Here is a 23,957-nt window from a genome sequence, read left to right as displayed (position 1 = left end):
TGTAGGTACTGGACAGTCTCACAGCCAACGGACTCGCGGCCGGCTACCCATGTCCCGGGCGGCGACCATGTACCGGGCGGCGTCCATGCTGTGGTCGTTCTCCTTCACGGGCTCCTCTTTCAGGCCACCGGCGTTGCCGGGCTTCACGGCCCAGACGTAGCCGAGGACTTCCTCGGCGAGGCCGATGGGGAGGGCGGCAGTGTCCATCTCCGGGTCGCGTTCGAGGAGCGCGTCGCGGAAGACGTACAGCCGGGCCCGGCCGTCGGGCTGCGCCTTGAGGCGGGCGCCGAGGGCTTGGATGCCGTCGGACACGGTCTTGTGCGCGGCCTGCGTGCCCATGCCCAGCTTCCGTTCGAGGGTGGCGCGGTCTTCGGCGTCGTGGTCGGTGATGATGGCGCGCGGCCGGGGATGTCCGGCGAGGAGCCGGTCGCGGATCACCTCGGCGTGGTCCTCGACGAGCATGCGGGTGCGGACCCACTCGCGGACCAGGTACAGGCGGCCGTCGGGGTCCTCGACCCACAGCTGCGCCACGAACGGGTTGGTGAAGCCGAAGTCGACGGTGACCCACCGGGTCCACGACTCGGGGATCTCGAAGGGGTCGATGACGTGCAGCGCGTCGGACCAGCCCTCGTAGACGAGGCCCTCGGCGGCGGCCCAGATCCCGTCGCGGAACCGGAGCCGGCGGACACCGGTGAGTGCGTCGAGCTTGGCCATGTAGTCCACGCCGCGCTCGGTCAGCGTCCCGTCGGCGTTGACGTACAGGGGGTTGTCGCGGTGCAGGGAGTGCAGCATCCGCATCGTGCCGTCGTCGCAGCGCTGCTTGATCCAGTGCTTCGGGTGGTCCGGGTTGCACGCGAGGATGATCTGCCGGTACGTGTCGGCGTTCCCGCGCAGGCGGGTGATCAGGGTCTCCAGTGCCTTCAGGCTGATCTGCGTGGCCTCGTCCACGTAGATCCGGGAGAACTCCGTGGACAGGAACTTCTCTGGGCGGTCGAGGCCGCCGACGAGAATCTCGCTGCCGTTCGCGAACTGGTACGCGGCCGGCTTCCTCGGGCTGCCGCCGAACCAGCGGACGACGCCTTCCGCGAGCGCAGCCGTCGCGACCTGCTGCTCGAAGGTGACCAGCGTCGACCCGGTGAGGGATGCGTGGGTCTGGCGGACGATCAGGCTGCGACAGTTCGGGACCATCAGCGACGTGTAGAAAGCCTTCTGCAGCATCGCCAGGGACTTCCCGGTACCGGCGGGCCCGGCGATGCAGATCTCCTGATCGCGGGCGGAGAGCAGGGTCTTCGCTCCGCCGCGCGGCTCGTACCGGACGACCGTCGTCACACCAGGTCCGTCGGGTCGACGCCCACGATCTCGAACTTCACTCCCCCGGAGTGCTCGACCTTCGCCGGCTGCTTCAGACCGTGCAGGGCCTGGTACTGCTCGCGGATACGGAGCGCGGTCTGGATGGCCTGGAGGCGGGGCCCGTCGTCGAGGAGGGGCTTGCCGTCGCCGCCGCAGACGACGCGGCCGTGCGAGACCATGACGTGGTTCCGCTCGATGATCTCCATGGCCATGACGTACAGGGTGTCGAGTTCCTCCGCCTCTACCTGCCGCAGCTTCGTGACCGCGGGGAGCGCGACGTCACGCTTCGCCGATTGGATGCCGCGCCACGCCTGGGAGCGGTCGTAGTAGCCGAAGCGGTCGGCGATCTCCTGGTACGTGCAGCGGTGTTCGGCCCAGTAGGCGGCGGCTTCAGCGTCACGCTGCACGTTGTCCATGCTGCGGACGTAACGGCCGTTCCCGTTGCGGGGGCGTTCCAGGTACTCGTGCTCGTTGGGCTCGGGCTGCTCGTCGTTGGCCACCGTCGCCCCCTTCCCTGGTGGTCGTGTTACTGGATGACGTGCTTTGATGGTAACGATGCGTGCAACCGGGGTGGCGGCCATACGGCGGCGCGCAGCACGAAGGCCCGGCTCCCCCTACGGGCGTGAGGGGTAGAGCCGGGCCTTCGACGTGAGCGGGGGTCAGGCGGTGCGGGCGTAGGCGGTGGCCTTGGCCAGCATGGCGGGCACCTCGTCCGGGCTGTCGCCGCTCCAGCCGGCGAGCGGGCACCAGATCTTCGGGGCCTCGCCGGGCTCGTAGTCGCGGTCGGTGTCGTCGGGGGTGGGGATGCGGAAGGTCTCCACGTAGTAGGTGGCCCAGCGGTTGGTGGGCTCCTCGGTGGCAACGACGAAGACGGTGCCAACGCGGCGAACGTTGAGGATGCGGGCGTCGTCCGGGACGCCGGCGGCGGTGAGGGCGCGGCGGGCGATGGACTCGCGGAGCTGGGCGATGCGGGCGGCGCGGCCGGTGGTGGTCATGGTGGGCTCCGTTCTCGGGGTGCTGCGCAGGTGGTTGGTCAGGCGGCGAGGGCGTCGGCGAGCAGGTCGATGCGGGCGGTGATGGGCAGGTCGACCGGGTACAGCACGGTGACGGTGGCGAGGCCGCGGGCGGGGCGGGTCTTGGGCTCGTCGGTGGCCGGCCGGGCGACGGCGTAGGCGCTGCGGTGGGTGGTGTACGAGACGAGCCGGTCGAGGCGGAAGGTGCGGGACTCCCCCGTCTCCCGGTCCATGGCCTTCAGGAGGATGTCACCGGCGGCGGAGACGACCACGTCGTACAGCTCGACGGTGCGGACGGTCTCGACGAGGCGGCCGGTCTTGCGGCCGGTGTCGTCCTTCTCCTCCTTCAGGTAGGTGATGGTGACGGGCTGCTGCTTGTCGAGGGCGGTGATGAGGCGTGTGAGGGTCTGGGTGCTGGTCTCGCGTGCGGTGTGCCTCATCGTGTCCCCCTCGTTCGCTCCCTTGTGACACCCATGTTGGCCTACTCGGTAGGCCATGTCAATAGGCTTGGCCTAGTCGGTTGGCCAATCGTGTGGGAGACTGGACGACATGGACACCGCCAAGCTCGAACTCGCAGCCCAGCGCTACCGAGAAGCCGAGACCGCCCTCGAAGCGGCCCGCACCGACCTGCAGTCAGAAGCCGTCCGCTTCCTCCGCGAGACCGACGAACGCGGCGCACAGGCCACCGTCGTCCGCATCACCGGCTGGACCCGCGAGTACCTCCGCCGACTGGTCAAGAGCAGCGAGGAGAAGAGCGCGTGAGCGAGGCGCAGCGCCGAGAGGAACTCTGCCCGGCCTGCCTCGCGTTCCCCGGCGAGCACGACCAGCGGGTCATCGTCGGCCGACTGGACGGCACGACGCTGGAGACGTGGCACAAGGACGACTGCCCGCTCGCCGACCAGCCGCCCTCGATCGACGAGGAACCCTCGGCATGATGAAGGCCCCGCCCGGAACTCCGGTGCGGGGCCTCGCTGCACGGGCGCGGCGGTTGTGCCGGTCGAAGCTCGCAGCTCACTTCCCGCACAACCGCCGCTCCCCGCGACGCTACGCCCACCCGGCCGCGCCTGCCAAGATCCGTGACCAGCGAATCTGCCTCAACCCCTCCTCGCCGCGCCGCGCGTGATCTACCCTCACCGCACCACGCAAGGGGGGTACCACCATGCACAGAACCAGAACGATCACCGTTCTCGCCGCGCTCATCCTCGCCGGGGCCACCGCCTGCTCCAGCAGCAGCGACAGCAGCGACTCGAAGCCGAGCGCCAGCGCGACAGCGGCGGCGGGGACTCTGTCCGTCGAACTCGCGCCGAAGCTGGAGACGGCCACCAAGGCAGACCCAGCGGTCTGCAACCAGGTCGGGGATCAGGCGTGCGCCGAGCACCTGACCGACATCGCCCTGGCAGTCACCGACCTGGAGCAGTCCCTTCCCGGGGCCGGCGGCGCGGACGCGTACCCGAGGACGTCGGCCGAGGTTGTGAAGATCAATGCGGCGGTCGACGCATACACAGAGCACGAGTGCCTGGGCGACGAGAACGCGGCCATCACAGGGTCGCCGTGCCCGGACGACGCGCAGGCCATCATGACGGGCGCGGCCAAGCTGCCGTCGCTGATGGAAGTCGACGAGGCGAAGAACGGATAGCCCGTCCGGAGAGAACCGGTACCGCGCCCGTTCCGGTAACGGCACACTGTGGCCATGGCGATCAGGGCGAGTATCCAGGCGGACAGTGAGGACGAGTGCGTCGAGGGCCTGGCGCGGCTGGTGGATGCCGGGTTCCTGCCGGTGATGACGCCGCGGTTCATGACGGACGGCCGGTGGATGGCCCGCGCCGTCCCCTCCCCCGCGGTCGCGCGGAGGCCTGAGCCGGTCGAGGGATAGGCGAAGGCCCCGCCTCGGGGGGGTGCGGCGGGGCCTTCTGGGGGTGCAACTCGGCGCTCGAAACCCAGGTGCACTCTCACTATCGCAGGGCTGTCAACCAGGTTCAGGCGGGAACTTCCTGGCTGATCTGCCGGTGGATGATCCGACCGATCTCCTCCCACTCTCCCTCGGTGATCAGCCGTCCCGGCTCGCCTGTGGGCATGCCACTCGCCTGGTCCACGGGAAGCAGCAGCGGTACCTCGGCCGTCCGGTCCACGCAGGCCCAGACCGTGGACCGCGGGTCGTAGGTGGACCCGGCCGGGAGGAACCGGTCGCGGAGGTCGAACTCCTCGCCGGTCTCCGGGTGGACCCACCGGTTCTCCTCGTCGGCCTTGGCCGCGCACGGCTCACACTGGTTGGCGCCGGTCAGATGCTTCTCGCAGAAGTAGCCGCCGCAGCCGTGGTCGTCGCCGCGCGGGTCCTTCCCGCACAGGTAGGCGAGACCGCGGTCGATCCGGGCGTCACAGCCGTCCTTCTCGCACTGGGCTTCGACGGCGTAGCCGGCTTCGATGCGGTCGCCGTTCGGGCGGGTGATCTCGTAGCGGGCGTATCCCATGACGTTCTCCTCGGGTGGTTGGAGGGGTCGGATTCAGGGTCGGATGGGCGTCAAGCGGGGCCGGTCCGGTCGACCGTTGGACTTCCGGTTTCCGACCCCCTATCCGACCCCGCGAACTGGCCTCTGACCTGCGGTGTTACTGGTGGGCTACGGCCTGCGCTTCCCACGCTGCGATAGGTACCAGCCGCCAGGTTCCGGTGTCGTCACAGCGCTCGACGTCGGGGCGCAGCGCGCGGGCAGCGTCGAGAACCTGCTTCTCCTCCAGCCCGGTCGCCTGCTCCAGCTCCCGCCGGGTGGCGTTCCCGTACTTGGTGAGCGCGGCCATCACCTTGTCCTGGTTCGTGGCGCCGGCCACCGGCAGGACCAGTCGCTTCCCGACGGGCGCGCGCACCGTCGTCGCGCCGATCCTGGCGACCTCGGCCCGGAACTCGTCCCCCGTCAGCCACATGCCCTTGTACGGGGCGGCGACCTGGTGGACCGGGGACTGCAGCAGGAACTTGCCGGGCTGGTCCAGCTTCCCGGGCTCCCAACCAGGGGTGTTGCCGAAGATGAACCGCCGGTGGTCCGCGTCGTTCATGCGGGTGGACAGCCGGTTCGCGTAGTTGCCGCGCGCGTCCGTCGTCCCGCCGAACACCTTCCGCGACGGCTGCTGGGTAGCGGACAGGAAGTGCATGCCGGCGAACCGCATCAGCGCGAGCAGGCTCTCCTGCTTCTTCGACGCCGGGGTCTTCTTCCACGGGCCGTCGTCGCCCTGCCGGACCAGCTCGGCGAGCTCGTCCTCGATGACCCAGATCGCGGGCCGGCCATGCTTCTGCGGATCCCACTCCTGGTCACCGGCCTGGGCGAGGATCTCGCCACGCTCGCCGAGTTCCTGCTTCAGCCAGTCGAGGAGAGCGTGCGCCTGCTCAGGCGTGGTGGCGACGTCCTGGAGGATCGGCAGCATCGGCGTGAGCTCCGGGGCGCCGGGCTTGAGGTCCATGCCGTACAGGACGGTGTCGGGCCGGTCCGCGAGCTGGACCGCGATGGACCGGACCAACGTGCTCTTACCGAACTTGGACGAGCCGGCGACGAGAGTGTGGTTGTAGGCCAGGTCCAGCCAGACCGGGTTCAGGAACCGGTCCACGCCGAGGAGGACGGGGTCAGTGAACCGGGCGCCGCTGGTCCGCGTGTAGGGGACCACGGCCTGGAGCGGGTCGCCGTCGATGAACCGGGCGATGAGCTGGTTCGTCAGCGCGCCGTCTTCCAGCATGAACTCCCCGGCCACGCCCATGCCGGACGCGACGCGGTCCCATGCGGACTTGAGCTTGGCCCGGTCCAGGTTCACGGGCAGGTCAAGGACCGCGGTCCATCCGGTCCTGGTCCGTTCCACGGTGCAGCCCGGCAGTTCAGCGGCGAACAGTTCGTGGACCACGGTCCTGATCCGGGTCTCCTCCACGGTCCGGCCGGTCAGGTGCGGACCGTCCACGATGGGTTCGGGCATGGTCTTCTGGACCAGGGCGTGGTGGGCCATCTGCTGCCGGATCAGCGCGGTGTCCAGACGGGTCTGGTCCATGCTGAGCTTGATCTCGTCGTGCCGGGTGTGGTGCTTGTACACCAGCCGCGCCGCGACCGCAGCGGCGGAGGCGACGAGCCACGCGTAGGCGGTGGGGCCTATCCCGCCGACGGTGGTGACGCCGGCCTGGGTGAAGAGTCCGGTGGATGCGAGGGCGCTCCAGGACAGGGCCGGGCTCCACTTCTTGGCGAAGCTGACGAAGGCGAGCTTGCCCGCGGCCAGGGCGGTCGCGAACTCGACGGCGGCGGCCGTGGTGCCGTACTGCCATTCGGCGAGGAGGGCGGCGCCGGTGACGATGCTGGGGACGATGGTGCTGGTGGCGATGTCAGCGGGCGTGATCTTCACTGGCGGGCTCCGACGAGACGAGACGGCCCCCGAGATGCCGGGGGCCGGACGGGCGGTCAGCGGTACTGGTGGAGCTTCGACTCGGCGTCCTTCAGCCGGCGGTACGCGGTCGACTCGGATACGCCGAGGATCTCGGCGGCGTTCTTCTTGGTGATGTGGTCGCCGTTCCGGAGCCGGTTCAGGAGGACGTCGACCTGGTCCTCGGGCTGGACCAGTCGGCTGGCGGGGCGGTTCGTGGCCTGGACCGTGACGGGTTCGGGGGCCGGTTCGATCTGGTCCACGGGCTGGTCAGCGGCCTGGACCGGTTCCGGTTCGGTCTGGGCCGGGGCCGGTTCGGAGGGCCGGTCCATCGGTTCGACGACGGGCGGCGCGGCGGGACGGCGGGCTTCGAGGGCGAGGCGCAGCTCGACGGTGCGGTCCTCGGTGAGGAGCCGGTCCCGCTCCCCCAGCGCGAGCGCGAGCTCGGTACCGGTCTGCTGCTGCAGCGTGCGGAGGTACGCCTCGTACCGCGGTTCCAAATTGATCCGGATGGTGTGCATGCCGATCGCCCACACGCCCTTCGCGGCGGCGGAGACGAGCGCGCCGACGATGCCGACGATCCACCCCCACGATCCGGAGAGCGCGCCGTGGGTGACGATCGCGGCCATGGAGATGACAAGGAGCGCGACGCCCGCATGGCGGGGTGTCTTCGCGCGGTCGCTGTCATAGCGGAGCAGCCACTCGGCGATGAGGCAGGCGGCCCAGCCGGCGTCGAACACGCCAGCGACGAGGTAGGCGGCCCAGGCGGGGGCGAGGAGGTCGAGCATGCTGCCGATGGCGACGGTGCCCCAGACGATGGCGCCGATGGTCATGAGGATGGCGGCGGCGAACAGCGCCTTGCGGAGGGTGGCGTCGAGGTTGAACGGCAGCCGCCGGACGGGGGTGGTGTCGGGGACGTCGTACTGGACGGCCACGCCGTTGACGTTCTCGTTGATGGTGCGCATGCGCTGGCGGAAGCGGGGCTTGCCGTTCATCACGATCTCCGGGTTCAGGCGTGGGCTCGGGCCCGCGGGCGGTGGGTGCGGATCTGCACGGCGAGGTAGATGGCGCCGGCGAGGAGGAGGGCGGCTTCGGGCTGTGCGGCGGCGGCCTGGGCGATGCCGTCGACGATGCCGAGGACCATGGCCGCGGCGGTCTCGGCGAGGCGGGCGGTGGTCTCGGGGTGCATCAGGGCGAGGATGACGAGGGTGGCGGCGAGGAGTTGGCGGAGGATGCGGTCGGGGCGGCGACGCATGGCGGGTCCTCTCGGGGTGGCGGTCGGGCGGGGTGTGGTGCTGGCCGGATCTCCAGGGCCCGCGTGCGAGACGCGGACCGTGGGCTACCGGTCAGCGGTTGTTCTCGACCATGCGGGTGAGCGACGGGGTGTGGGTGTTGCCGTTGATGGTCACGGTCTCGGCCTCGCCGCGGTTGGTGTCGGCCATGGCCTTCTCGACCTTGAGTACGGCGTCGTTCTCCGAGGTGGCGGTGATCTCGCCGGTGACGATCTGGTCGCGGTTGTTGCGGGCGGTGAACGAGAACTTCGACATGGGCTGGTCCTCTCTGGTGGCGGGGCGGAAGCACTGACGCGGTTCCCCTCGCCCGGAACGACGAGGCGGGCGACGCGGGCAGCCGGTCAGCGGCGGCCGTAGTTGGCTTCGATCTCGGACGGGGTTTCGGCGGGGGTCTCGGGGCCGGTGGTCGGGTAGTAGACGGGTTCGCCGTTGCGGCCGGGTCCGGCGGCGGGCTCCCAGGTGTCGCCGTTGCCGTCGGTGATCTGTGCGGGGAAGGTGCGGCCCATGGCGGGCTCCTCTCGTGGGGGTGCTGCCGCGCGGGACGGGGGGATGGTCGTACCGCGCGGCAGCGGTCTGCGGGGTAGGGGTTCAGCCTTGGGGGTGGGGGCGCGGCGGCCTCGGCGGGAGCGGGTCTTTCACGCGCTCGTGTTCGGCGCTCATTGGACGGCGGCCGGGCGGGGCAGGGCGCGGCACTTCTCCGCGTGGGCTTGGGCCCAGCGGTGAGCGTTGTCGACGATGCGGGAGGTGTCCGTGTGGGGGCAGCCCGTGCACTTCACGTTGTACTGGTAGAACTCACCGTCCTTGGTCTCGGTGACGTCGGCGGTGGCGCCGGCGACGGTCCAGTACCGGGCGATGGTGCCGGCGGGCCACGGGACTTGCCACGGCGTGCTCGCGGGGCTGGGTTGTTGTTGCGTGGGGGCCGTAGGATTCGGCACGGTCTCTCCTGGTCACGTCAGGGGATGGCTGGCCCCCAGTCGGTGTGTGGTAGCCCGACCGGGGGCCGTTCTGTTGGTGCTGTTCCACTGTGCACGTTCTGCTTTACAACGTCAAGCAGAACAGGGAGGATGTTGCCGTGCCCAAGAGCCCTGAACCCGAGGGGAGTCCGCGCTTGATGACCACCACCGAGATCGCGGCGGAGCACGGGGTCAGCCGTCAGACGATCCACACATATCGGCGGACCGGCATCTTCCCTTCCCCTGTCGAGGGCGAGGGCAGTACGCGACCGCGCTTCCGCGAGGACGAGGTGGTCGCGTTCTTCAAGGCGAACCCCAAGCAGCCGCGCAAGAAGCGCAGGCCCCAGCCCGAGCAGCAAGGAGAGCACGTGACCAGCACGACGACCGATCCCCGGATCGCGATCCTGTCCGCCCTGAACGACCCGCCGTACAACGAGACGGCGGAGAAGCGCTGCGTCCCGTGGGACAAGGCGGAGGAACTGCTCGACGCTTACCGGGGGACCGTCGTCAACGAGGTGGTGGAGGCGCTCCGGGCGAAGGCCGGCGAGCTGTCGACGCTGGCCGACGAGGAGATGCGCAGCGACCTGGAGGAGAAGGCGCAGATCTGGCACGAGGCGGCCGAGGTCGCGCGGAAGCTGAAGCGCCAGAAGACGGAGGAATGACCCCCGGACACTGCTGCGCCCCCGGCCGTCGTGACACGGTCCGAGGGCGCAGTCGTGTAGCAGGCCGGGGCGTCGGCAGCAGCATTGCGGCGGCCCGGCTCTCCCATCATGCGGACGGCGTCAAGCAGGGGTCCGCGTCGACAGTCGGTACTCGCCGGCCGGGGCCTGCGGTGTGCGCGGCGCGGGCAGGTATGGGGGCCGGTCGTAGCGGTGACGGCGCATGATCTGCCGCCACGCTTTGGCGACGACCGGGTACGGACGGTGAGCCATGGCGGCCAGCATGGCAGACGATCACCCGGGGTCTGGCCACTCCGTCAGCACGGTGCCCGTCCCCTCGTCCGTGAGGGTGACGCGGGCACCGGGCCGGTCGCCGTGCTCGCCGACCCACCGCGTGAACTTGCTGCGGGCGATCACCTCACTTCCCCACCAGCCCTGGATCATGGGCCGGCCGTCGACGGTCACGGTCACCCGGTAGCGGCCGGCGGTCATGCGAGCCGGATTCCGCGCGCCGTGCCGGGCTCGCGAACGATGGCACCCTTCGCCTCCAGCTCGCGCAGCTGGTAGTGGACGCTTGACGGACGCAGCCCGACCTGGTCGGCGATCTCGGCGACGGTGGGGGCGTCACCTTCGTCGGTGATGGCCAGCCGGATGACACGGAGGATCTCCTCCTGTCGGGCGGTGAGATAGTCGACGCGATGGTTGGCCATACCCCGATGGGAGCACGTGTTCGAATTTTGGCGCAAACTGGCCGTGTGACCGACCTGCCGCCCGACCTGCCGCGACTCCGCACCTTGGAGACGTGGCTCGCCTACACCCTGAACGAGGTACGGCAGGCCATCGCCGCGGCAGAGCAGCGCGAGGCCGAGCGGCAGCGCGGCATCCAGAACCGGCCCGCGCCACCCGACTGGCTGCTGGAGCAGGGGCTGAATCGAGACACCCCACCGGTGCAGGTGCACGTCGGCGACTGCTGGAACGCGGGCAAGCGGGTCCGGGGCATCAGCCGGGACGAGGCGCGCCGCGCCCTCGTCGAGGGCGTGAAGGCATGCGGTGCCTGCCGGCCGGACAGCGCCCTCGGACTGTTCGACTAGGCACTCTTCCGCGGCTTCCGGGCCGTCTTCTTCGCAGCCGTCTTCTTGGCCGGTGCCTTCTCCGCCGCCCGCTTGATCGGCATCTCGTGAACGTCCGCGTGTCCGCCGTCGGCCCGGGCTTCCTTCGCCTTGGCCACGGACTCGTTGAGCGCGGCCATGAGGTCGACCAGCTGGCCCGACTCTTCGGCCGGCTCCGCCACGGGTGCCGGTTCACGGTGCTCCCGCTTGGCTTCGATCAGCTTGGCGACCGCCTCGGTGTACGTGTCGCGGAACTCGTCGCCTTCAAGGCCGTCGCGGGTCATGGTCTCCATGAGGGCGAGGGCCCCATCGATTTCCTCGTCGGTGAGCTCCACCGGCGGCGGGGTCAGGGACGAGGGGTCGCGGATCTCGTCGGGCCAGCGCATCGCGTGCAGGACGATCGCCTCGTCGCGGACCCGGAGCAGGCCGAGGCGCTCGCGGCCGGACCAGGCGTACCGGGCGATCGCGACTCGACTGCTGCGCCCCAGTGCCTGGCGGAGCAGCTTGTACGGCTTCGCCGCGACCTGCCCGTCGGGTTGGAGGTAGTAGCCCTCGCCGATCCGGATCGGGTCGATCGAGGACAGCGGCATGAACGCCACGATCTCGATGGCCTTCGCGGTAGGCAGGGGCAGGTCCCGCAGTTCCTGGTCGGTGACGGGGATGACGTTGTCGCGGGAGATTTCGTAGCCCTTGCCGATCTCGGAGGTGGAGACCTCGCGGTCTTCCAGCTCGCACACCTTGCGGGTCCGGACGCGGGCCATGTCGGGCAGGTGCACGCGGTGGAAGTGGATCGAGTGATCCTCGGTGGCGCTGACCACGTGGATAGGCACGGTGACCAGGCCGAACGAGATGGCGCCGCTCCAGATGGTTCGGGGCATGAGTGACCTCCGCAGTGACCCCGAGCACCACCAGCCTATGAAGGGCACCTCTGTCACGCATCCGCCACGGGCTGATCGAGTGGCGGGGCGGCGGACCCGACGTCTGGACGCACTGAGCCGTGTCCCTTTCGAGACCGCCGCGTTGCCTTGATCATGCAGACATTCGAAGAGGCTGCCGCCGAACTGGCTGGGCAGGAAGGCATCTACTCCCTGCTGCTCACCGGGGACCAGGCCCGTGCGACGCTGCGCGCTCTGGAGCAGGCGCCCGACGATGACGTGGATGCGGCGACGGCGCGGGGCCGGCTGGCCCGGCTGTTGGGCGTCCCGCCATCTGAGTGATGCTGTCGCGCGCCCGTGCGCGCTGGGGGGCTCCGCTCGTTGACCTGGCATGGACGCAGAGGTCGAGGAGATGTCGGAGCTGTCGAAGCTGCTGGACGAGTCCGGCGAGATGCTGCGGCTGCTCACACTCGGCGAGGCACGGATCCTTCTGTACTCGGCGCACATCGCGGGTATCGGGGACTCGCCGGCGGCGGAGGCGGCACGGGAGATGGAGAAGCGGTTGGAGCGTCGGCTGACCGTGATGTTCCCGGGGCAGGACATCCGGCTGAAGACGGTCTACTACGACTACTGAGCGCACGACCGCCCCGTCCTCCACGGGGAGGCGGGGCGGTGGGCGGCGTCTCGATCGGATCAGTTCTCGAACTGCGAGCCGTTGACGCTCACGTGCTTCACGAGCCAATCTGTGACGCCTTCAAGCAGGCGGGCGAGGGTGTGCGTGAGGTCGCTGAGATCTTCCTTGGACATGGGGTCGAAGCGGGGGGAGGTGTTGCCCTTCGTGAAGCGCATCGCCTGATAGGTCTCAGCCAGAGGATCGACGAGCCACGCGCCATGGACGTAACCGTGCCGGCGGGTGAGGGCCGCGTCGATCTCCTTCATCAGGTCAGTGATCTCCGCCTGGCTGGCTTCGGTGACAACCGGGTTGGCCTTGGCGAGTTCCCGAATGAGCTTCGTGGCCTGACCGCCGCTGGCCCCGTGTATCCAGAGGTGGGCGTAGTGGCTCTCGGAGAGGTTGATCGCGATCAGTTGGAGCCGCAGTTCCAGCTCGGCTGCCGAGCGAACCATGAGGCCGAGGAGCGTGTAGAGCTCCATGTCGTCGCGGCTCTTCTGTACTTCGTCGTCCATGGCGGGGAGTGTGCCAGGCAGGGTGGCCTGGCACATCGGGTTTCTCGCGGGTCAGGCTTGGCTGCCGCGGGCAGCCGTCTTGCTCCGGGTGGCGCGCCGCATCGCTCGCCTGGTCTCGCGGTTGGGTCGGGGGTCGGGTGCGTCGTCGTCGACGAGCTGCTCGACGCGGACGAGTTCGGTGTGCCAGGTGCTGCCCGGGGCGGGCGTGTGCTCGCCCCGGGGGCTGGACGTCGGGCCGGTCATGCGGCGCTGCTCCTCCGCTCGTCCTCGGCGATGGCGGCCTGGTCCTGTTGGGCGGTGGCGCCGATCGGGACGTGGCGGATGCGGGCTGTGGAGTGGCCCCAGCACCAGCCGATGGCCAGGCAGAGGGTTGCGATGAGGAGGTAGGTCATGGTTGTCTCCGGTTCCGGATGGTGTGGGCGCCGGCCCAGACGAGGCCGGCGAGTGCGGCGCAGAGTGCGAGGCCGGGGAGGATCAGGCCGGGCAGGCGGCTCACGGGGTGGTGCCGTTGATCTGCCGGGCGACGGCGAGGGCGTGCTCGGAGGGCGCGCCGGGGCCCGTGGTGAGGAACGCCTCGTGTTCGGCGGGGTCGTCGCGGAAGACGTCGTCGGCGGCCTGGACGCCCGCCTCGTAGTAGCGCGCGGCCTGGTCCAGCCAGTCGGCGAGGGCGAGGCCAACGACAGGACCCATCGCGGCGGCGTAGGCGGCGTGCTGGACGTGCATGTATGTGGGCCGCTGGGCTGATCCTCCGCGCAGGAGGTGCGGCCAGGAGATGCAGCGGCCGTCGTCGCGGGTGAGGTGGTCGCCGTAGAGGTGGCCGCGGTTGCGACCTCGGTCTTCGTGGTGCCAGTTGGCGGTCGGGACACCGTCGCTGTCGATGCTGGCGGCGGTGGCGAGGGTGCGCAGCTGCTCGGCTGCTGCGCGGAGTTCGTCGGCGGGAGTCACTGGTGCTCCTGGTAGGTGATGGGTTGGGTGTAGGCCCAGATGGCTGTGCGCCCGTGTGCGGGGCTGGGGTGGGTGTGTGTGGCGCGAGAGTCGGGGGAGCGGGTGCGGGGCCGGGAGGCGGGGGCCTGCGCCTTGCGGCGGGGCCATGCGGTGGCGCCCTGGTGGCCGCACATCCATGCGGTGCACGCGGCCACCAGGAGCACGAACGCGACGGGCTCGGTCACTGCGCCCCGTCCTGCCGCGCCCCGGCGGCGGGGTCTCCCCCCGGGCAGCGGCCGTGCACCACAACCCCCTTGCGCAGTCCAGAGTGCGAGTGCGCGGGGTGCGGCTCCGAGCGCATGCACGGGACGGTCTCGGCGGGCTGTGTCTCGTCGGCCATGCGGCGCAGGTGCTCGGCAACGGCGAGCTGAACGAGGGCGATCAGCGCGAACGACCCACCGTTCTTCAGCGCGGCCTGCACAGCCTCAGTGTTGAACTCGACTGCTCCGCTACATGCGGAGGACGCGGCTTCGCGGAGGGCGGCGGCGCGGATCTCGGTGTCGCCGCGTAGCTCGAACTCGGCGGTCTGGTCGGTGGTCGCGGGCAGCACCGCGGCGATCCCGGCGAGCGCCTGTTCACGCGCGGCGGGCACCAGCGTGTCTCCCAGAGCGACCTCGACGGCACTGAGGGCTGCCTCGGCGATGCGGTCGCGGAGCGGGGTCTGGTCGGTGGTCACGGTTTCCTCCGGGCTGGGTACGGTGGGCGGGCCGTGCCGGGGCGCGGTAGCACCGCACCCGACACGGGATGAGTCGTCACAACCGGTGAGAGGGGTCGCTGGTCAATGCGCCGGCTGCTGCCGCCGCCATCCACATCTGCGTCCTCTGCGTGACGCGCTCTCGTGTGATGCGGTCCTGCTCGTCAGAGCCGATCTGCTTCCACGTTGTCGTGTGGTGCCCGTGCTTCACGGCCGTGGAGATGCCGGTGATGACTCCGGTCACAGGGGACTGCACGATCGCCTGGTACTCGGGCGCTTCACCGGCCGACGTGTACACCACGGCAGTCATGCGCTCGCGGACCTGACGCCCCGTGACGATCACTGGGCTGCTGGTGCGGCCGTTCTCGAACTCGGTGATCTCGGCGTAGGTGGCGTAGTCGTCGATGTCGATTCTTTCGGTGCCCATCGGGGTTCTCCTTGTCGGGGCCGGCGGGTTGACCCCGTCGGGTAGGGGGTCAGGCGGCGGCCGGTTGCTGCTGGTCGCCGGGCCGGGGCGTGGGGCCCGGGGCGGGGGTTCCGCTGCCGGGGCAGGGGTGGCCGTGGGGTCCGTGCCTGCGGAGGACACCGGCGGCGGTGATGAGGTGGCGGACGGTGCAGTGCGGGCATCGGGCCCGCTGCTGGGTCTGTCGGCTGCCGGGGACGTACAGGCCCCAGCCGCTGGACAGCAGGTACTCGGCGGCCTTCTCGGCGGCGGCGCGCGGGTTCTGCTGGGAGGGGGGTGTGGTCTGCCGGTAGTCGTCGAGGGCGGCGGCGATCACAGCGACCGCGGCCGGGGGCATGGCGTTCACGGGCGGGCCTCCTCGTTGGCGAGCTGGAGCAGGACGGCGGCGTGGCAGTGGTCGGGCTCGCCGTCGGCGGGGAGCGGGCAGTAGCAGGCGAGGTTCCTGCCGCGCAGTTCGGGTAGGCCGTCGAGGAGGCGCCTGCGGGTGGCGGCGGCTTCGGGGCCCATCCACCACTGGTCGGAGCCGCGCACCCAGGAGCGGAACGCCATGTGGCAGGCCTCGCGCGCCTGCTCCGGGGTCTCGGCGCCGAGCCATTCGACGGCACCGGCGAGGGTGAACGGGTTCCCGAACCGGGACGGCCGGGTGACGATCACGGTGTTGTCCGGCTTCCGCCAGCCCTTGACGCGGCGGCGCTGGATGCGGGTCGGGGTGCTCATCGCTGGGTGTCCTCGGCTTCCTGGTAGCGGCGGGCGTGGACGCTGCGGCGGGGCCGGCCTGCGTCGTGGCAGGGGGTCTTCGGCTCGACCTGGCAGGTGGGGCAGCAGGCGACGGCTTGGGCGTGGGCGCTGCTGCGGGCGGGGTGGACGTCGGGGAGCCGGTGTCCGGTGCGAGTGGTGCAGGGCTGTCCGGGGTGGGCGTGGCAGTGAGGGCAGCGGATCGCGCGGGCGGGCTGCTGGGTGCCGGTGCGGAGGCTGGCGGGGCGCGGGGCGCCGAGCGGACGGGTGGTCACGGCTGCTCCTCGATGGCGAGTTGGCCGGTGGCTTCGATGGCGGCGCGTCGGGTGGCTGCTGCGGTTTCGCGGTGGTGGTCGCGGTCGTAGTGGAGGTGGCAGCCCTGGCACATGGCGCGGAGGTTCTCGTCGCGGCAGTCCTCGGGGGTGTGGTTGAGGTGGGCGACGGTGAGGACGACGCGGGAGCCGGTGCTGTAGGCGGTGCCTCCGTTGCGGTTGGGGCAACGGCCGGTGTGGGTGCCGCGTCCGCATTCGCCGTGGCATTCGCAGCGGCCGGCGGCGCGGATGGTGCGGATGCGGAGGCTGATCTCTCGCCAGTCGCTCGGGTACCGGTGCCGGTTCTCGGGGCGGATCGGCATCAGGCGGCCCTCCCCCGTCGTGCGGCGCGGGTGCCGCGCCAAGTTCGGACTCCGCTGCCGTCGCGGGTGGTGGTCCAGGAGGCGGGCTCTATGAGTCCCTCGTCGTGGAGGCGGTGGAGGAGTTGGCCCCACATCGCCTTGGGGTTGGGGGGCTCGGGCAGCTTCTCGGCGACCTTGATGTGCCAGGAGGCGAACTCCCGGCCGGAGGCTGCGGCGGCGGTGAAGGCGGGGCGGACGCGGTCGACCCACGTCTCGAAGTCCTCGGCGCGCTCGGGGTCGGGGATGGTGCCGTCGAGGGCGGGCTGTACGGTCATTGGCCGGCCTCCGCGGTGACGGGCTGGCCGGAGCGGCAGGACCACGGGGAGCAGCCGTCCGGGTCGCCCTGCTCCAGCAGCGCGTCGGCCACTTGGTCGAAGACCGTGGTCTGCCGGAGCTTCTGCTCGTGCGAGCTGACCCGATCAATGGGTGCCTGATCGAGCGGCAGTCGGGACACGTGCAGGTACTCGCGGATGCCGTCCTCGCGCGGCACGGCGCGCAGCGCGTAGTCGAAGGCGACGGCATCCGCCCACTCGGCCGGCTGGTTGTCGCGCATCTCCCGCCACTGCTTGTTGCCATGGAAGGGGCAACCGATGCAGGCACTCTTGGGGGTGGACTTGAAGCCGCGGGAGCGGAGGTAGCGCATGCAGTCGGTGCGGGTCCAGCCGGGGCGGCCGTCGGCTGCGCTGTCCAGGTCGAGGAGCGGGAAGATGCTCTTGAGGTACTGGATGCCGGAGTCCTTGGCGCGGCCGATCTCGTCGCGGCTGATGCCGATCCACTGTTCGGCGTAGACGCCGCGCGGGACGGGCGTGGGGTGCGGGTAGCCGAGGATGCGGCGGACCTTCCGCTTGATCTCGACCAGCTTGTACTCCTTGGTGCACTGTCGGCGGCCCATACCCCAGGAGCCGTCGGCGTTGATGGTGAACGTCGGAAGGGACACGAACTTGTGCTTGGGGTCGAGGGCGTCGTTGCGGATGTTGCCGGCGGAGACGCGGTAGATCGGGATGCCGGCAGGCTCGGCGACTTCGCGCTCCAGTCGGTCGAGGTGGGTGTACACGGCGGCGGGTTCCCAGCCGGTGTCGGCGAAGATTGCGCCGTCCAGGTCGGGGAGGCGCCCCTCCGCGGCGAGGAGCAGCAGGGTGGAGGACTGGACACCCGCGCCGAGAGACAGGAGGCGGCGGAAGGCGGGCTGGCTGGTCATGCGGTGGTCTCCTGGGTGGTGTGGTGGGCGGCGGCGGGCTGGACGAGGGCGCCTCGGAGTCCGGCGGCGAGTTGCTCGTCTGTGCCGCGGTCGAAGAGGTCGTTGAAGTCGATGAAGCCAGTGGCCTCTTCGGTCTCGCGGGCGCGGGACCAGTCGCGGACGCAGAGCCAGATGACGGGCGGCTCCTGCTCGTCCCAGGGCTGCTGTTCGCGCTGGTAGCGGAAGACCATGCGGGTGTGGCCGCAGCCGGCGCACGGGGCACGGTGGGCGGTGCCGAGGCGGAGGGCGTTGGCCTGTCGGTCGAGTTCGGCCTGGACGTCGGCCCACGTCGCACCGCAGCGGGTGCAGTCGCCGGGGTGGAAGAGCGATCCGCCGGGGGCGATGAGCGGGAAGCGGTGCTTGCAGAGCGAGATCTTCACGAGGCGGTCTCCTGGGTGCGGGTGGCGGCGGCCTGGCGGCGGCGCTGCTCTTCGGTGTCGGGGTCGTGGTGGCGGCCGTGGGCGGCGGCTTCGCGGGCTTCGTGCGGGGCCCGCTCCTTGCCGGTGCCGCCGATGCGGCACGGCCGGCCGATCGCGGCGCGGCAGGTGGGGCACTCGTGTCCGAGCGGGCCGGGCCGGCGGACCTTGGCCACGTCGGTCGCGGGGACTTCCGGGAGGGAGTCGGCGAGGCTGGCCACCAGGGCGGCGACCGGGCGGCGCGGCAGTTCCTTCGCGAGGACCGGGGGGCGCTGGCCGTCGCCGGTGGCGGCGAGCTGGCCGCGGAGCCGGGCGAGGTAGTCGGGGTCGGAGTCGCCGGGCGGGGGTTCGTACACGAAGTCGTGGGTGCGGCTGGCCCGGATCTTGCTGATCTCGTCGGCGATCTCGGCGGGGGCGACGAACGGCTGGCGGCGGGCGACTTGGGCGGCGGCCTGGCGGGCGTCGGCGAGTTGGTAGTCGCAGAGGATGTCGTGCCAGGCGTCGGGGGTGTACTCGTCGAACTTCTGCTGGGGGCAGAGGGCGCGGACGTAGCGGGCGAGGATCACGGTTTCGTCGGGGGTCATGAGGTCTCCTGCTGCATGCGGGCCTGTGCGCGGGCCATGGCGCGGTCGAAGAGGTCGTCGGTTGCCTGTTGTTGGCGGGCGGCGAAGGGGATGACGTCGGCGCCGGTCGGCTTGCGGAGTTCGGCGAAGGCGAACTGGAGGGTGCCGCCGGTGACGGGCTTGCTGTTCTCGCCAAGGCGGGCCAGGGCGGCGCGCAGTTCGGTGGGGTCGATGCCGTTGGTGAGGGCGTCGGCGATGGCCTGGCGGATGGTGCGCTTCGCCTGGGCGGTGCGTCGGCCGTACTGCTCCCACCACTCGTCGAGGAGTTCGTCGGCGGGGCCGCGGTTGGTGCGGCGTGCGGGGAGGTTCTCCTGACGGTTCTCTGTTGGTTCTATGACAGGTTCGGGTGAACTTTGGACGGGGTTTCCGGTCTCAAAGTTCGGGGTTTCTGCTTCAAAGTTCGGGGTTTCGGGCGCAAAGTGCGGGGTTTCTTCGGTCGATACCCCGTCGTTTGTGCGGGGTTCCTGGTCAGTAACCCCGTCAGATGTGCGGGGTTTCGGAACGATGCGGTACCGGTTCGAGCGGTGCCGGCCGCCGCCGTTCTCGACGTCCAGCTCCCCCAGCTCGGCGAGTACAGCGATGGCCTTCTGGACGGCGCGGGGGCTGAGCTTCGTGCGCTCGGCGAGGTCATCGATGGACGGCCAGCAGAAGCCGTTGTCGTCGGCCCGGTCAGCCAGCGCGAGCATGACGAGCCGGGCCCCGTTGCGGGACTCGGACCGGGCCCACACCCAGTTGGTGACCTTGAAGCTCACGGAGGTCTCATTTCGTGTTCGTGCTGGTCAGGACATGCCGAGTAACGCCCCTGTTCAGGGCGGCTGTTCGAGCGCCTTACCTGTCCGTGATTCTACCCCAGGGTGTATAGTCACCCGCAATACATTCGACATACAGGCTGGCCGGTGGGGGTGTGTTGCGGGTGAGAGGTCAGCTACCCTGTCGGCATGACGACGAAGGGAACCCCCGGCCGCATGGTCCGTATCGACGACGCGACCTGGGCTGCATACGGGGAGCTGTGCGAGGCCGAGGGCACGTCGCGGGCCGACGACCTGCGTCGGCATGCGCACGCCCGCGTCAACGCTTGGCGCAAGAAGCAGGCCGTGGAGCGCCGGCTGAAGCACCTCAGCGACGAACCTGCTGACGGCGACATCCTCTGATCGCATACCCTCCTCCTCTCTTCTCCGGGCCCCGCACCGTGTGGTGCGGGGCTTCGTCGTGCGGTCAGTCGGGCGGGTCCGATACGACGGCGAGGTGCCGCCGATCCCGGTCCGTGGCCTCGCGGTAGGCCGGCTCGGGGGCCCAGTCCCGTGGGGCGCCCGGCCCGGCCGGTGGTTCGGGCAACCCCTTCGCCCGCCACGGGGAGTGCGTCGAGCAGCGGGGCCCGCAGGGGTAAGGGCGGACGGGCCCGTCGTGCGGTGCGGGGATGTCGCAGACGAGCCCGTCGCCGGCGGTCATGCCGCGGCCACTGACGTGCCGGTGCGGCGAAGGCGGGCGTCGGCGTCCGCGTGCGCCTGGCGGCACGGTGCGCAGATCTCCGTCTTCTCGCGCAGGTGGCGGCCGTAGCCGGAGTTCGTGCCGCACTTGGCCGGCTCGCGCTTCACCGCGGCCTGCGCGACGTGCCGTTCGGTCGCCCGCTCCGCAGCGGCCTGCTGCTCGGCCTCCCGCTTCGCGGCGCGCTTCCGGGCGTCCCGGCCTTTCGCGTCCTCCATGTGCGCGGGCTGCACGCACTCCGCGAACCCGCACGTCGGGTGGACCTGGCCGTGCGCGGGCCGGTCGTAGCCGATGAGGAACGCTGTCCGGCGCGGCGTGTAGTAGACGCCCGCGAAGAACAGCTGCTTCGGCCCGGTCCACCGCCGGTGCCCGTCGCCGTAGAGTTCGGCGTTCCTCTCGAACGCCTCCTCCAACGTGGCCGGGCGGCGGACCTCGTTGACGTCCGCAGCCGTCAGCGTGGTCGTGGCGCGCCGCTTCAGCTTGCGGCGCTCGTTGTCGGTGAGGCCGCCGAAGATGCCGTAGTCGATGTTCTCGTTGAGGGCGAACGTCAGGCAGTCCGAGGCGACGGGGCAGCGGGCGCAGATGGCCTTGGCGTCGTGGGTGACGGTCTTCCAGCCGCCCTCGGTGCCGTTCGGGAAGAACAGTTCGGGGTCCTGGTCGGTGCAGGCTGCCGAGTCGCGCCAGTCCTCGGCGCGCGGGGTTCCGCCGGTGTAGGTGTTCATGCTGCTGCTCCGGTTCCGAAGATCGCGTCGTACAGGGAGTTGGTGCGCTGCCGGATGGTCCGGTCCTCGAGGTGCTCCGGCCGTACACACGGCCCGTAGCCACACCCCGGCGTCGCCGGGCCCACCGGCGGGCGCCCGTGCAGCCGCTCGAACGCGGCACGGCGGACGCTGATCGTGCGGCCGTCGTCGGTCACGGCCGGCGCGTCGTCTCGGAAGCGGCCCGTCCAGCGCAGATGCCCGCCGTCGACCGGCTCCGTGTACATCGCCCACCGCTCCGCGAACGTCAGCGGCACAGCGACGACAGCGGGCACCTGCTCCTCGGCGCGGATCGTCGCGATCCGCTTCGGGTTGGTGCGCAGGCGCTTCGCGATCTGTTTATCGGACAGGCCCTCCTTGAGGAGGGCGACGATCTCTTCGCGGGTGCCGTTCGGCTTCCGGCCGACGGCGCTCCGGTGGTGGGCGGGGCGGGCGGTTACGGCGGAGTCCCCGATGTGGCCCGGGGCGACGCACCCGTTGTGATCGCAGGTGACGAAGGCGTAGCCCTCGGGTTCGTGGCCGTGCCGGATGCGGAACGCGAGCCGGTAGGCGCTGTAGTTGTCGCGTTTCCAGTGGACGATCGGGGTGCCCTTGCCGTTGCGGTGACCGTCCCATTCGAGGTGGCCGCCGTCGACGGGCTTCACGCGCCGCCAGAACAGGTCTTCCGGCGTGCCGGCGCCCTTGATGCCGCCGCGGGCCTTGGGCAGGTTGAGGGTGGCGCGGGCGCGGGTGACGCTGCCGATGCTCACGCCGACCTGGCGGGCTATGGTGCGGTCCCCGTATCCGGCGTGGAGGAGTTCGGCGACGTCAGCGCGGACGGTCATTGGGCCACCGCCTCGAGCAGTCGCCACACTCGGATCACGGCGCCCGGGGTCTCGAGCGCGTCGAGCCCCTCCCCCGGGTGGACCTTCCGCGCGGACACCTCGACGATCCTCGAGTCGTCGGCGATCGCGCCGGCGGTGGTGAGGGCGTCGAAGGTGGAGCGGAGCAGCTTGTCGAGGTCCCCGCTGTCCCTGGTCGTCGGCCAGGTGATCCGGGTCTTCGGTGCGGAGGCGGGCTTGCGGACGGTGAACACGACCTCGAGCGACAGGGGTCCGTCGAGGCTCTCTTCACCGCGGCCCTCGAGCCAGCGCGCGTTCATCGCTGCTCGAGCGGCGGCGTCCACCGCATCGCGCCAGGGCTTAACGCGCTTGGACTGCTCGAGCAGTCGGCCGCCGCCCACGTGCCGCTTGCTGCCCTGGGGGGCCGGCCGATGCTGAACGGTGAACTCGAGGTCGGGCCGGGGCCCGGCCGCCGTGGTGGCGGCCGGGGCGGGCTGAGTAGGGGCGCTCACGCTGCGCCTCCCTTCGCGAGGGCGCGGCGCTCACGCTGCTCGCGGAGCCGCTGCGAGTTCGCGACCTTGCACGCGTCGCACCGGCAGGCGTAGTTGATGTACGTGCTGGCGCGGCCGTGTCCGGCACGGTCGGCGAGCGACGGGTCTGCGGCACGCCGCTTGTTCCCGGCGGCCTGGTACAGGCGGTTCGCTTCCCGGCATGCGCCGCAGCGGCAGCCGCTCTTGTACGTGTTGACGTGGCCGTGACGCTGGTTGCTGCTGGTCACTGGTTCCCCCCGGTGACGTGGTGGCCCTCGGCGCAGCGGACGAGGGTGCCGTGGATGGTGGCGGTGGTGGTGGCCGCGCAGGCCGGGCAGTGCACGAACCGCTGCCGGGCAAGCTGGCCCGGGATCCGGGCGGCGCGGTGGCGGCCGAGGCCGCGGAACAGGTGCCGGGCGGTGAACCTCACGCCGCCCTCCCCGTGGCCAGGGCTTGGTCGGCGGCCTCGCGGAGCATGACGTCCTGCGCCTCGTTGACCTGCTGCAGGCGCAGGCACGTGGCCTCCATCGCGCCGAGCGCTTCCCGGGTGCGGCGCAGGTCGCCGTGCAACGCGGCCTCGGCCGGCGTGTACTGGCGGCGGGCGGGGCGGGCGCCGGGCGTCCGGTTTCCGATCTCCGTGGTCAGGTCCAGGCCCGCGTCGAGGAGTTGCCGGCGCAGCGCGGTTGCGTCCTCGTACCGGCCCGACCCCTCGAAGCCGAGGACCAGGGCGGCGACGATCCCGCGGAGCGCGGCGGCCTCGTCGGACAGGCGGGTGATCGTGTCCGCGGTCAGCCGGTCAGCGGCCGTCTCGCGGGCGGTCTTCCCGGCCAGGGCCTCCTCGGCGTCGAGACGCAGACGCCGCTCGGCGAGGGCCGCGCTCACGGCCTCGTTGTACTTCGCTCGGGACACACGACGCTGCATCACTGGCTGGCCTTTCGCTGGTGCGGGATGAGTGGCCAGTCGCCGCGTACCGTGGCGGCGCGCTGCTCCTTGCCGGGGGTGTTGCGGAAGTAGTCCGCCAAGCTCTCTGCCTGTTCGCGGGCCCAGCCGATCTGCTGGGCGTGCAGGTCATCGATCGACGCGGTACCGATCTCGGCGTGCGTGGACGCGATCCGCCACGCCACCCGGCACGCGGCGAGCGCGTCCGCAGCGGCGTCGTGCGCACCGTCGAGGGGGACCTGGTAGTGGCGGCACAGGTCGGTCAGCGTCCGCTTCCCGCGCCGGTACTGGTCCACGTGCTTGTCGATGACGAACGGGTCGACGACCCGCAGGTCTCCGCCGACGGTCTCGGCGAGGGGCTGCACGCCGTGGCGGCGGGCCTCCCGGTCGAGCATCGTGAGGTCGAAGGCGGCGTTCATCGCGACGACCGGGATGCCGGACAGGACGACCGCGGTCAGCGCGGTGACGATCTGCTCGACGACCTCGCCGGCCGGGCGGCCTTCCTTCCGGGCCCGCTCGGTGGTGATGCCGTGGACCGCGGCGGCGCCTTCGGGGATCTCCACGCCGGGGTCGGCCATCCACGTGGCGGAGGCGACGGGCTGGCTGGCGCCGCACTGGACGACGCAGGCGGTGACGATCCGGTCCCGCTCGGGGCTGACTCCGGTCGTCTCCAGGTCGAAGCCGGCGAGGCGGCCGAGGTACCAGGGCGGGGCCTGCTGGTCGGTGTGCTGGTTCATGTGTTCTCCTGGGCGGTGGCCGCCCCGCATTGCCCGCGGGGCG

General features: G+C 71.0%; 47 protein-coding genes. 9 read left to right on the top strand and 38 right to left on the bottom strand.

Features of this window, described 5'->3' with window-relative positions:
• Positions 1-18: 18 nt before the first annotated feature.
• The 4 genes from IEZ05_RS25900 to IEZ05_RS25885 form a co-directional block, all read right to left on the bottom strand.
• Positions 19-1,329: a phage terminase large subunit gene (locus tag IEZ05_RS25900; RefSeq protein ID WP_189232659.1), complete on the bottom strand. Its 1,311-nt coding sequence runs from the start codon at positions 1,327-1,329 to the stop codon at positions 19-21.
• The gene (locus IEZ05_RS25895) at positions 1,326-1,850 is read right to left on the bottom strand and encodes a hypothetical protein (protein ID WP_189232658.1); all 525 of its coding nucleotides are present in this window, start codon (positions 1,848-1,850) and stop codon (positions 1,326-1,328) included. The genes IEZ05_RS25900 and IEZ05_RS25895 overlap by 4 nt, the downstream gene beginning before the upstream one ends.
• 159 nt (positions 1,851-2,009) lie before the next feature.
• Positions 2,010-2,345, bottom strand: a complete 336-nt coding sequence (locus IEZ05_RS25890) for a hypothetical protein (RefSeq protein WP_030204419.1) — start codon at positions 2,343-2,345, stop codon at positions 2,010-2,012.
• Positions 2,346-2,383: 38 nt separating this feature from the next.
• Positions 2,384-2,803 (bottom strand): WYL domain-containing protein, encoded by a 420-nt coding sequence (locus IEZ05_RS25885; RefSeq protein ID WP_189232657.1) that lies wholly within the window; start codon positions 2,801-2,803, stop codon positions 2,384-2,386.
• A gap of 109 nt (positions 2,804-2,912) precedes the next feature.
• Here IEZ05_RS25885 and IEZ05_RS25880 point away from each other — a divergent pair, with 109 nt between their 5' ends.
• The 4 genes from IEZ05_RS25880 to IEZ05_RS25865 all read left to right on the top strand — a co-directional run bounded on the left by IEZ05_RS25880 (position 2,913) and on the right by IEZ05_RS25865 (position 4,236).
• A complete protein-coding gene (locus IEZ05_RS25880) occupies positions 2,913-3,125 on the top strand; it encodes a hypothetical protein (RefSeq protein ID WP_189232656.1) in 213 nt (70 codons plus the stop codon).
• The gene (locus IEZ05_RS25875; RefSeq protein WP_189232655.1) at positions 3,122-3,298 is read left to right on the top strand and encodes a hypothetical protein; all 177 of its coding nucleotides are present in this window, start codon (positions 3,122-3,124) and stop codon (positions 3,296-3,298) included. The genes IEZ05_RS25880 and IEZ05_RS25875 overlap by 4 nt, the downstream gene beginning before the upstream one ends.
• A 224-nt stretch (positions 3,299-3,522) precedes the next feature.
• Positions 3,523-3,999, top strand: coding sequence for a hypothetical protein (locus tag IEZ05_RS25870; RefSeq protein WP_189232654.1), 477 nt, complete (start codon positions 3,523-3,525; stop codon positions 3,997-3,999).
• 54 nt (positions 4,000-4,053) lie between these two features.
• A complete protein-coding gene (locus tag IEZ05_RS25865) occupies positions 4,054-4,236 on the top strand; it encodes a hypothetical protein (protein WP_189232653.1) in 183 nt (60 codons plus the stop codon).
• Between the two features lie 103 nt (positions 4,237-4,339).
• On the opposite strand, the gene IEZ05_RS25860 is transcribed toward IEZ05_RS25865, so the two are convergent.
• The 7 genes from IEZ05_RS25860 to IEZ05_RS25830 all read right to left on the bottom strand — a co-directional run bounded on the left by IEZ05_RS25860 (position 4,340) and on the right by IEZ05_RS25830 (position 8,973).
• Positions 4,340-4,831 carry a hypothetical protein gene (locus IEZ05_RS25860; RefSeq protein ID WP_189232652.1) on the bottom strand — a complete coding sequence of 164 codons (492 nt, stop codon included), beginning with the start codon at positions 4,829-4,831 and terminating at the stop codon, positions 4,340-4,342.
• A gap of 136 nt (positions 4,832-4,967) precedes the next feature.
• Positions 4,968-6,728 (bottom strand): FtsK/SpoIIIE domain-containing protein, encoded by a 1,761-nt coding sequence (locus IEZ05_RS25855; protein ID WP_189232651.1) that lies wholly within the window; start codon positions 6,726-6,728, stop codon positions 4,968-4,970.
• Between the two features lie 56 nt (positions 6,729-6,784).
• Positions 6,785-7,741 (bottom strand): hypothetical protein, encoded by a 957-nt coding sequence (locus tag IEZ05_RS25850; RefSeq protein ID WP_189232650.1) that lies wholly within the window; start codon positions 7,739-7,741, stop codon positions 6,785-6,787.
• A 14-nt stretch (positions 7,742-7,755) separates the two neighbouring features.
• Positions 7,756-8,001, bottom strand: coding sequence for a hypothetical protein (locus tag IEZ05_RS25845; protein WP_189232649.1), 246 nt, complete (start codon positions 7,999-8,001; stop codon positions 7,756-7,758).
• 91 nt (positions 8,002-8,092) lie between these two features.
• Complete coding sequence (locus tag IEZ05_RS25840; protein ID WP_189232648.1) at positions 8,093-8,293, bottom strand: hypothetical protein; 201 nt, start codon at positions 8,291-8,293, stop codon at positions 8,093-8,095.
• Positions 8,294-8,379: 86 nt separating this feature from the next.
• Positions 8,380-8,544 (bottom strand): hypothetical protein, encoded by a 165-nt coding sequence (locus IEZ05_RS25835; RefSeq protein WP_189232647.1) that lies wholly within the window; start codon positions 8,542-8,544, stop codon positions 8,380-8,382.
• 150 nt (positions 8,545-8,694) lie between these two features.
• Positions 8,695-8,973 carry a hypothetical protein gene (locus tag IEZ05_RS25830; RefSeq protein WP_229869856.1) on the bottom strand — a complete coding sequence of 93 codons (279 nt, stop codon included), beginning with the start codon at positions 8,971-8,973 and terminating at the stop codon, positions 8,695-8,697.
• Positions 8,974-9,149: 176 nt separating this feature from the next.
• Here IEZ05_RS25830 and IEZ05_RS25825 point away from each other — a divergent pair, with 176 nt between their 5' ends.
• Positions 9,150-9,653 (top strand): helix-turn-helix transcriptional regulator, encoded by a 504-nt coding sequence (locus IEZ05_RS25825; protein ID WP_229869855.1) that lies wholly within the window; start codon positions 9,150-9,152, stop codon positions 9,651-9,653.
• Between the two features lie 120 nt (positions 9,654-9,773).
• Here the strand turns inward: IEZ05_RS25825 and IEZ05_RS25820 are convergent, their stop codons facing one another.
• The 3 genes from IEZ05_RS25820 to IEZ05_RS25810 are packed head-to-tail and all read right to left on the bottom strand — an operon-like array spanning position 9,774 to position 10,360.
• Positions 9,774-9,923 (bottom strand): hypothetical protein, encoded by a 150-nt coding sequence (locus IEZ05_RS25820; protein ID WP_157028736.1) that lies wholly within the window; start codon positions 9,921-9,923, stop codon positions 9,774-9,776.
• Between the two features lie 21 nt (positions 9,924-9,944).
• Positions 9,945-10,142 (bottom strand): hypothetical protein, encoded by a 198-nt coding sequence (locus IEZ05_RS25815; protein WP_030204413.1) that lies wholly within the window; start codon positions 10,140-10,142, stop codon positions 9,945-9,947.
• Positions 10,139-10,360, bottom strand: a complete 222-nt coding sequence (locus IEZ05_RS25810; RefSeq protein WP_030204411.1) for a LexA family protein — start codon at positions 10,358-10,360, stop codon at positions 10,139-10,141. Before IEZ05_RS25810 ends, IEZ05_RS25815 begins: the two co-directional genes overlap by 4 nt.
• A gap of 45 nt (positions 10,361-10,405) precedes the next feature.
• Between IEZ05_RS25810 and IEZ05_RS25805 the strand changes: the two genes are divergently transcribed.
• On the top strand, positions 10,406-10,741 hold the full coding sequence (locus IEZ05_RS25805; RefSeq protein WP_189232646.1) for a DUF6233 domain-containing protein: 336 nt from the start codon (positions 10,406-10,408) through the stop codon (positions 10,739-10,741).
• On the opposite strand, the gene ku is transcribed toward IEZ05_RS25805, so the two are convergent.
• Positions 10,738-11,637 carry a non-homologous end joining protein Ku gene (ku, locus tag IEZ05_RS25800; protein WP_189232645.1) on the bottom strand — a complete coding sequence of 300 codons (900 nt, stop codon included), beginning with the start codon at positions 11,635-11,637 and terminating at the stop codon, positions 10,738-10,740. The genes IEZ05_RS25805 and ku overlap by 4 nt on opposite strands.
• 153 nt (positions 11,638-11,790) lie before the next feature.
• Here ku and IEZ05_RS25795 point away from each other — a divergent pair, with 153 nt between their 5' ends.
• Together IEZ05_RS25795 and IEZ05_RS25790 are read left to right on the top strand one after the other, a co-directional pair.
• Positions 11,791-11,976, top strand: a complete 186-nt coding sequence (locus IEZ05_RS25795) for a hypothetical protein (RefSeq protein WP_189232644.1) — start codon at positions 11,791-11,793, stop codon at positions 11,974-11,976.
• A 49-nt stretch (positions 11,977-12,025) separates the two neighbouring features.
• Positions 12,026-12,268, top strand: coding sequence for a hypothetical protein (locus IEZ05_RS25790; protein ID WP_189232643.1), 243 nt, complete (start codon positions 12,026-12,028; stop codon positions 12,266-12,268).
• A 59-nt stretch (positions 12,269-12,327) separates the two neighbouring features.
• Here IEZ05_RS25790 and IEZ05_RS25785 read toward each other — a convergent pair whose 3' ends face one another.
• The 16 genes from IEZ05_RS25785 to IEZ05_RS25710 form a co-directional block, all read right to left on the bottom strand.
• Positions 12,328-12,819 (bottom strand): hypothetical protein, encoded by a 492-nt coding sequence (locus IEZ05_RS25785; protein ID WP_189232642.1) that lies wholly within the window; start codon positions 12,817-12,819, stop codon positions 12,328-12,330.
• Positions 12,820-12,870: 51 nt separating this feature from the next.
• A complete protein-coding gene (locus IEZ05_RS25780) occupies positions 12,871-13,062 on the bottom strand; it encodes a hypothetical protein (RefSeq protein WP_189232641.1) in 192 nt (63 codons plus the stop codon).
• The gene (locus IEZ05_RS25775; protein WP_189232640.1) at positions 13,059-13,211 is read right to left on the bottom strand and encodes a hypothetical protein; all 153 of its coding nucleotides are present in this window, start codon (positions 13,209-13,211) and stop codon (positions 13,059-13,061) included. Before IEZ05_RS25775 ends, IEZ05_RS25780 begins: the two co-directional genes overlap by 4 nt.
• 100 nt (positions 13,212-13,311) lie before the next feature.
• Positions 13,312-13,764: a hypothetical protein gene (locus IEZ05_RS25770; protein WP_189232639.1), complete on the bottom strand. Its 453-nt coding sequence runs from the start codon at positions 13,762-13,764 to the stop codon at positions 13,312-13,314.
• Positions 13,761-13,988 carry a hypothetical protein gene (locus IEZ05_RS25765; protein ID WP_189232638.1) on the bottom strand — a complete coding sequence of 76 codons (228 nt, stop codon included), beginning with the start codon at positions 13,986-13,988 and terminating at the stop codon, positions 13,761-13,763. The genes IEZ05_RS25770 and IEZ05_RS25765 overlap by 4 nt, the downstream gene beginning before the upstream one ends.
• Positions 13,985-14,479: a hypothetical protein gene (locus IEZ05_RS25760; RefSeq protein WP_189232637.1), complete on the bottom strand. Its 495-nt coding sequence runs from the start codon at positions 14,477-14,479 to the stop codon at positions 13,985-13,987. Before IEZ05_RS25760 ends, IEZ05_RS25765 begins: the two co-directional genes overlap by 4 nt.
• Before the next feature lie 76 nt (positions 14,480-14,555).
• Positions 14,556-14,924: a hypothetical protein gene (locus IEZ05_RS25755; RefSeq protein WP_189232636.1), complete on the bottom strand. Its 369-nt coding sequence runs from the start codon at positions 14,922-14,924 to the stop codon at positions 14,556-14,558.
• Between the two features lie 49 nt (positions 14,925-14,973).
• Positions 14,974-15,306, bottom strand: coding sequence for a hypothetical protein (locus IEZ05_RS25750; protein WP_189232635.1), 333 nt, complete (start codon positions 15,304-15,306; stop codon positions 14,974-14,976).
• A complete protein-coding gene (locus IEZ05_RS25745; RefSeq protein WP_189232634.1) occupies positions 15,303-15,677 on the bottom strand; it encodes a DUF4326 domain-containing protein in 375 nt (124 codons plus the stop codon). Before IEZ05_RS25745 ends, IEZ05_RS25750 begins: the two co-directional genes overlap by 4 nt.
• Positions 15,674-15,970: a zinc finger domain-containing protein gene (locus IEZ05_RS25740; protein WP_189232633.1), complete on the bottom strand. Its 297-nt coding sequence runs from the start codon at positions 15,968-15,970 to the stop codon at positions 15,674-15,676. Before IEZ05_RS25740 ends, IEZ05_RS25745 begins: the two co-directional genes overlap by 4 nt.
• Positions 15,967-16,329 carry a hypothetical protein gene (locus IEZ05_RS25735; RefSeq protein ID WP_189232632.1) on the bottom strand — a complete coding sequence of 121 codons (363 nt, stop codon included), beginning with the start codon at positions 16,327-16,329 and terminating at the stop codon, positions 15,967-15,969. Before IEZ05_RS25735 ends, IEZ05_RS25740 begins: the two co-directional genes overlap by 4 nt.
• Positions 16,329-16,643: a hypothetical protein gene (locus IEZ05_RS25730; protein ID WP_189232631.1), complete on the bottom strand. Its 315-nt coding sequence runs from the start codon at positions 16,641-16,643 to the stop codon at positions 16,329-16,331. Before IEZ05_RS25730 ends, IEZ05_RS25735 begins: the two co-directional genes overlap by 1 nt.
• Positions 16,640-17,566: an adenine nucleotide alpha hydrolase family protein gene (locus IEZ05_RS25725; RefSeq protein WP_229869854.1), complete on the bottom strand. Its 927-nt coding sequence runs from the start codon at positions 17,564-17,566 to the stop codon at positions 16,640-16,642. The genes IEZ05_RS25730 and IEZ05_RS25725 overlap by 4 nt, the downstream gene beginning before the upstream one ends.
• A complete protein-coding gene (locus tag IEZ05_RS25720; RefSeq protein ID WP_189232630.1) occupies positions 17,563-17,985 on the bottom strand; it encodes a hypothetical protein in 423 nt (140 codons plus the stop codon). Before IEZ05_RS25720 ends, IEZ05_RS25725 begins: the two co-directional genes overlap by 4 nt.
• Positions 17,982-18,605: a zinc finger domain-containing protein gene (locus IEZ05_RS25715; protein WP_189232629.1), complete on the bottom strand. Its 624-nt coding sequence runs from the start codon at positions 18,603-18,605 to the stop codon at positions 17,982-17,984. Before IEZ05_RS25715 ends, IEZ05_RS25720 begins: the two co-directional genes overlap by 4 nt.
• Positions 18,602-19,396: a helix-turn-helix domain-containing protein gene (locus IEZ05_RS25710; protein WP_189232628.1), complete on the bottom strand. Its 795-nt coding sequence runs from the start codon at positions 19,394-19,396 to the stop codon at positions 18,602-18,604. The genes IEZ05_RS25715 and IEZ05_RS25710 overlap by 4 nt, the downstream gene beginning before the upstream one ends.
• A 186-nt stretch (positions 19,397-19,582) precedes the next feature.
• On the opposite strand from IEZ05_RS25710, the gene IEZ05_RS25705 reads away from it, so the two are divergent.
• Complete coding sequence (locus IEZ05_RS25705) at positions 19,583-19,795, top strand: hypothetical protein (RefSeq protein ID WP_189232627.1); 213 nt, start codon at positions 19,583-19,585, stop codon at positions 19,793-19,795.
• Positions 19,796-20,089: 294 nt separating this feature from the next.
• On the opposite strand, the gene IEZ05_RS37220 is transcribed toward IEZ05_RS25705, so the two are convergent.
• From IEZ05_RS37220 to IEZ05_RS25670, 7 genes are read right to left on the bottom strand one after another with little or no spacing between them, the layout of a single operon-like run.
• Positions 20,090-20,851, bottom strand: a complete 762-nt coding sequence (locus IEZ05_RS37220; RefSeq protein ID WP_189232626.1) for a WhiB family transcriptional regulator — start codon at positions 20,849-20,851, stop codon at positions 20,090-20,092.
• Positions 20,848-21,711: a hypothetical protein gene (locus IEZ05_RS25695; RefSeq protein ID WP_189232625.1), complete on the bottom strand. Its 864-nt coding sequence runs from the start codon at positions 21,709-21,711 to the stop codon at positions 20,848-20,850. The genes IEZ05_RS37220 and IEZ05_RS25695 overlap by 4 nt, the downstream gene beginning before the upstream one ends.
• Positions 21,708-22,220: a RusA family crossover junction endodeoxyribonuclease gene (locus tag IEZ05_RS25690; RefSeq protein WP_189232624.1), complete on the bottom strand. Its 513-nt coding sequence runs from the start codon at positions 22,218-22,220 to the stop codon at positions 21,708-21,710. Before IEZ05_RS25690 ends, IEZ05_RS25695 begins: the two co-directional genes overlap by 4 nt.
• Complete coding sequence (locus tag IEZ05_RS25685) at positions 22,217-22,486, bottom strand: hypothetical protein (RefSeq protein ID WP_189232623.1); 270 nt, start codon at positions 22,484-22,486, stop codon at positions 22,217-22,219. Before IEZ05_RS25685 ends, IEZ05_RS25690 begins: the two co-directional genes overlap by 4 nt.
• A complete protein-coding gene (locus IEZ05_RS25680; RefSeq protein WP_189232622.1) occupies positions 22,483-22,668 on the bottom strand; it encodes a hypothetical protein in 186 nt (61 codons plus the stop codon). The genes IEZ05_RS25685 and IEZ05_RS25680 overlap by 4 nt, the downstream gene beginning before the upstream one ends.
• Positions 22,665-23,147: a hypothetical protein gene (locus tag IEZ05_RS25675; RefSeq protein WP_189232621.1), complete on the bottom strand. Its 483-nt coding sequence runs from the start codon at positions 23,145-23,147 to the stop codon at positions 22,665-22,667. The genes IEZ05_RS25680 and IEZ05_RS25675 overlap by 4 nt, the downstream gene beginning before the upstream one ends.
• Before the next feature lie 11 nt (positions 23,148-23,158).
• On the bottom strand, positions 23,159-23,914 hold the full coding sequence (locus tag IEZ05_RS25670; RefSeq protein ID WP_189232620.1) for an exonuclease domain-containing protein: 756 nt from the start codon (positions 23,912-23,914) through the stop codon (positions 23,159-23,161).
• Positions 23,915-23,957: the final 43 nt, after the last annotated feature.

Origin of the sequence: Streptomyces flaveolus (genome assembly GCF_014648815.1) — a bacterium.
Lineage (GTDB): Bacteria > Actinomycetota > Actinomycetes > Streptomycetales > Streptomycetaceae > Streptomyces > Streptomyces flaveolus.
The sequence above is the reverse complement of the archived record's forward strand: the minus strand, read 5'-3'. Positions and strand labels throughout refer to the sequence as shown.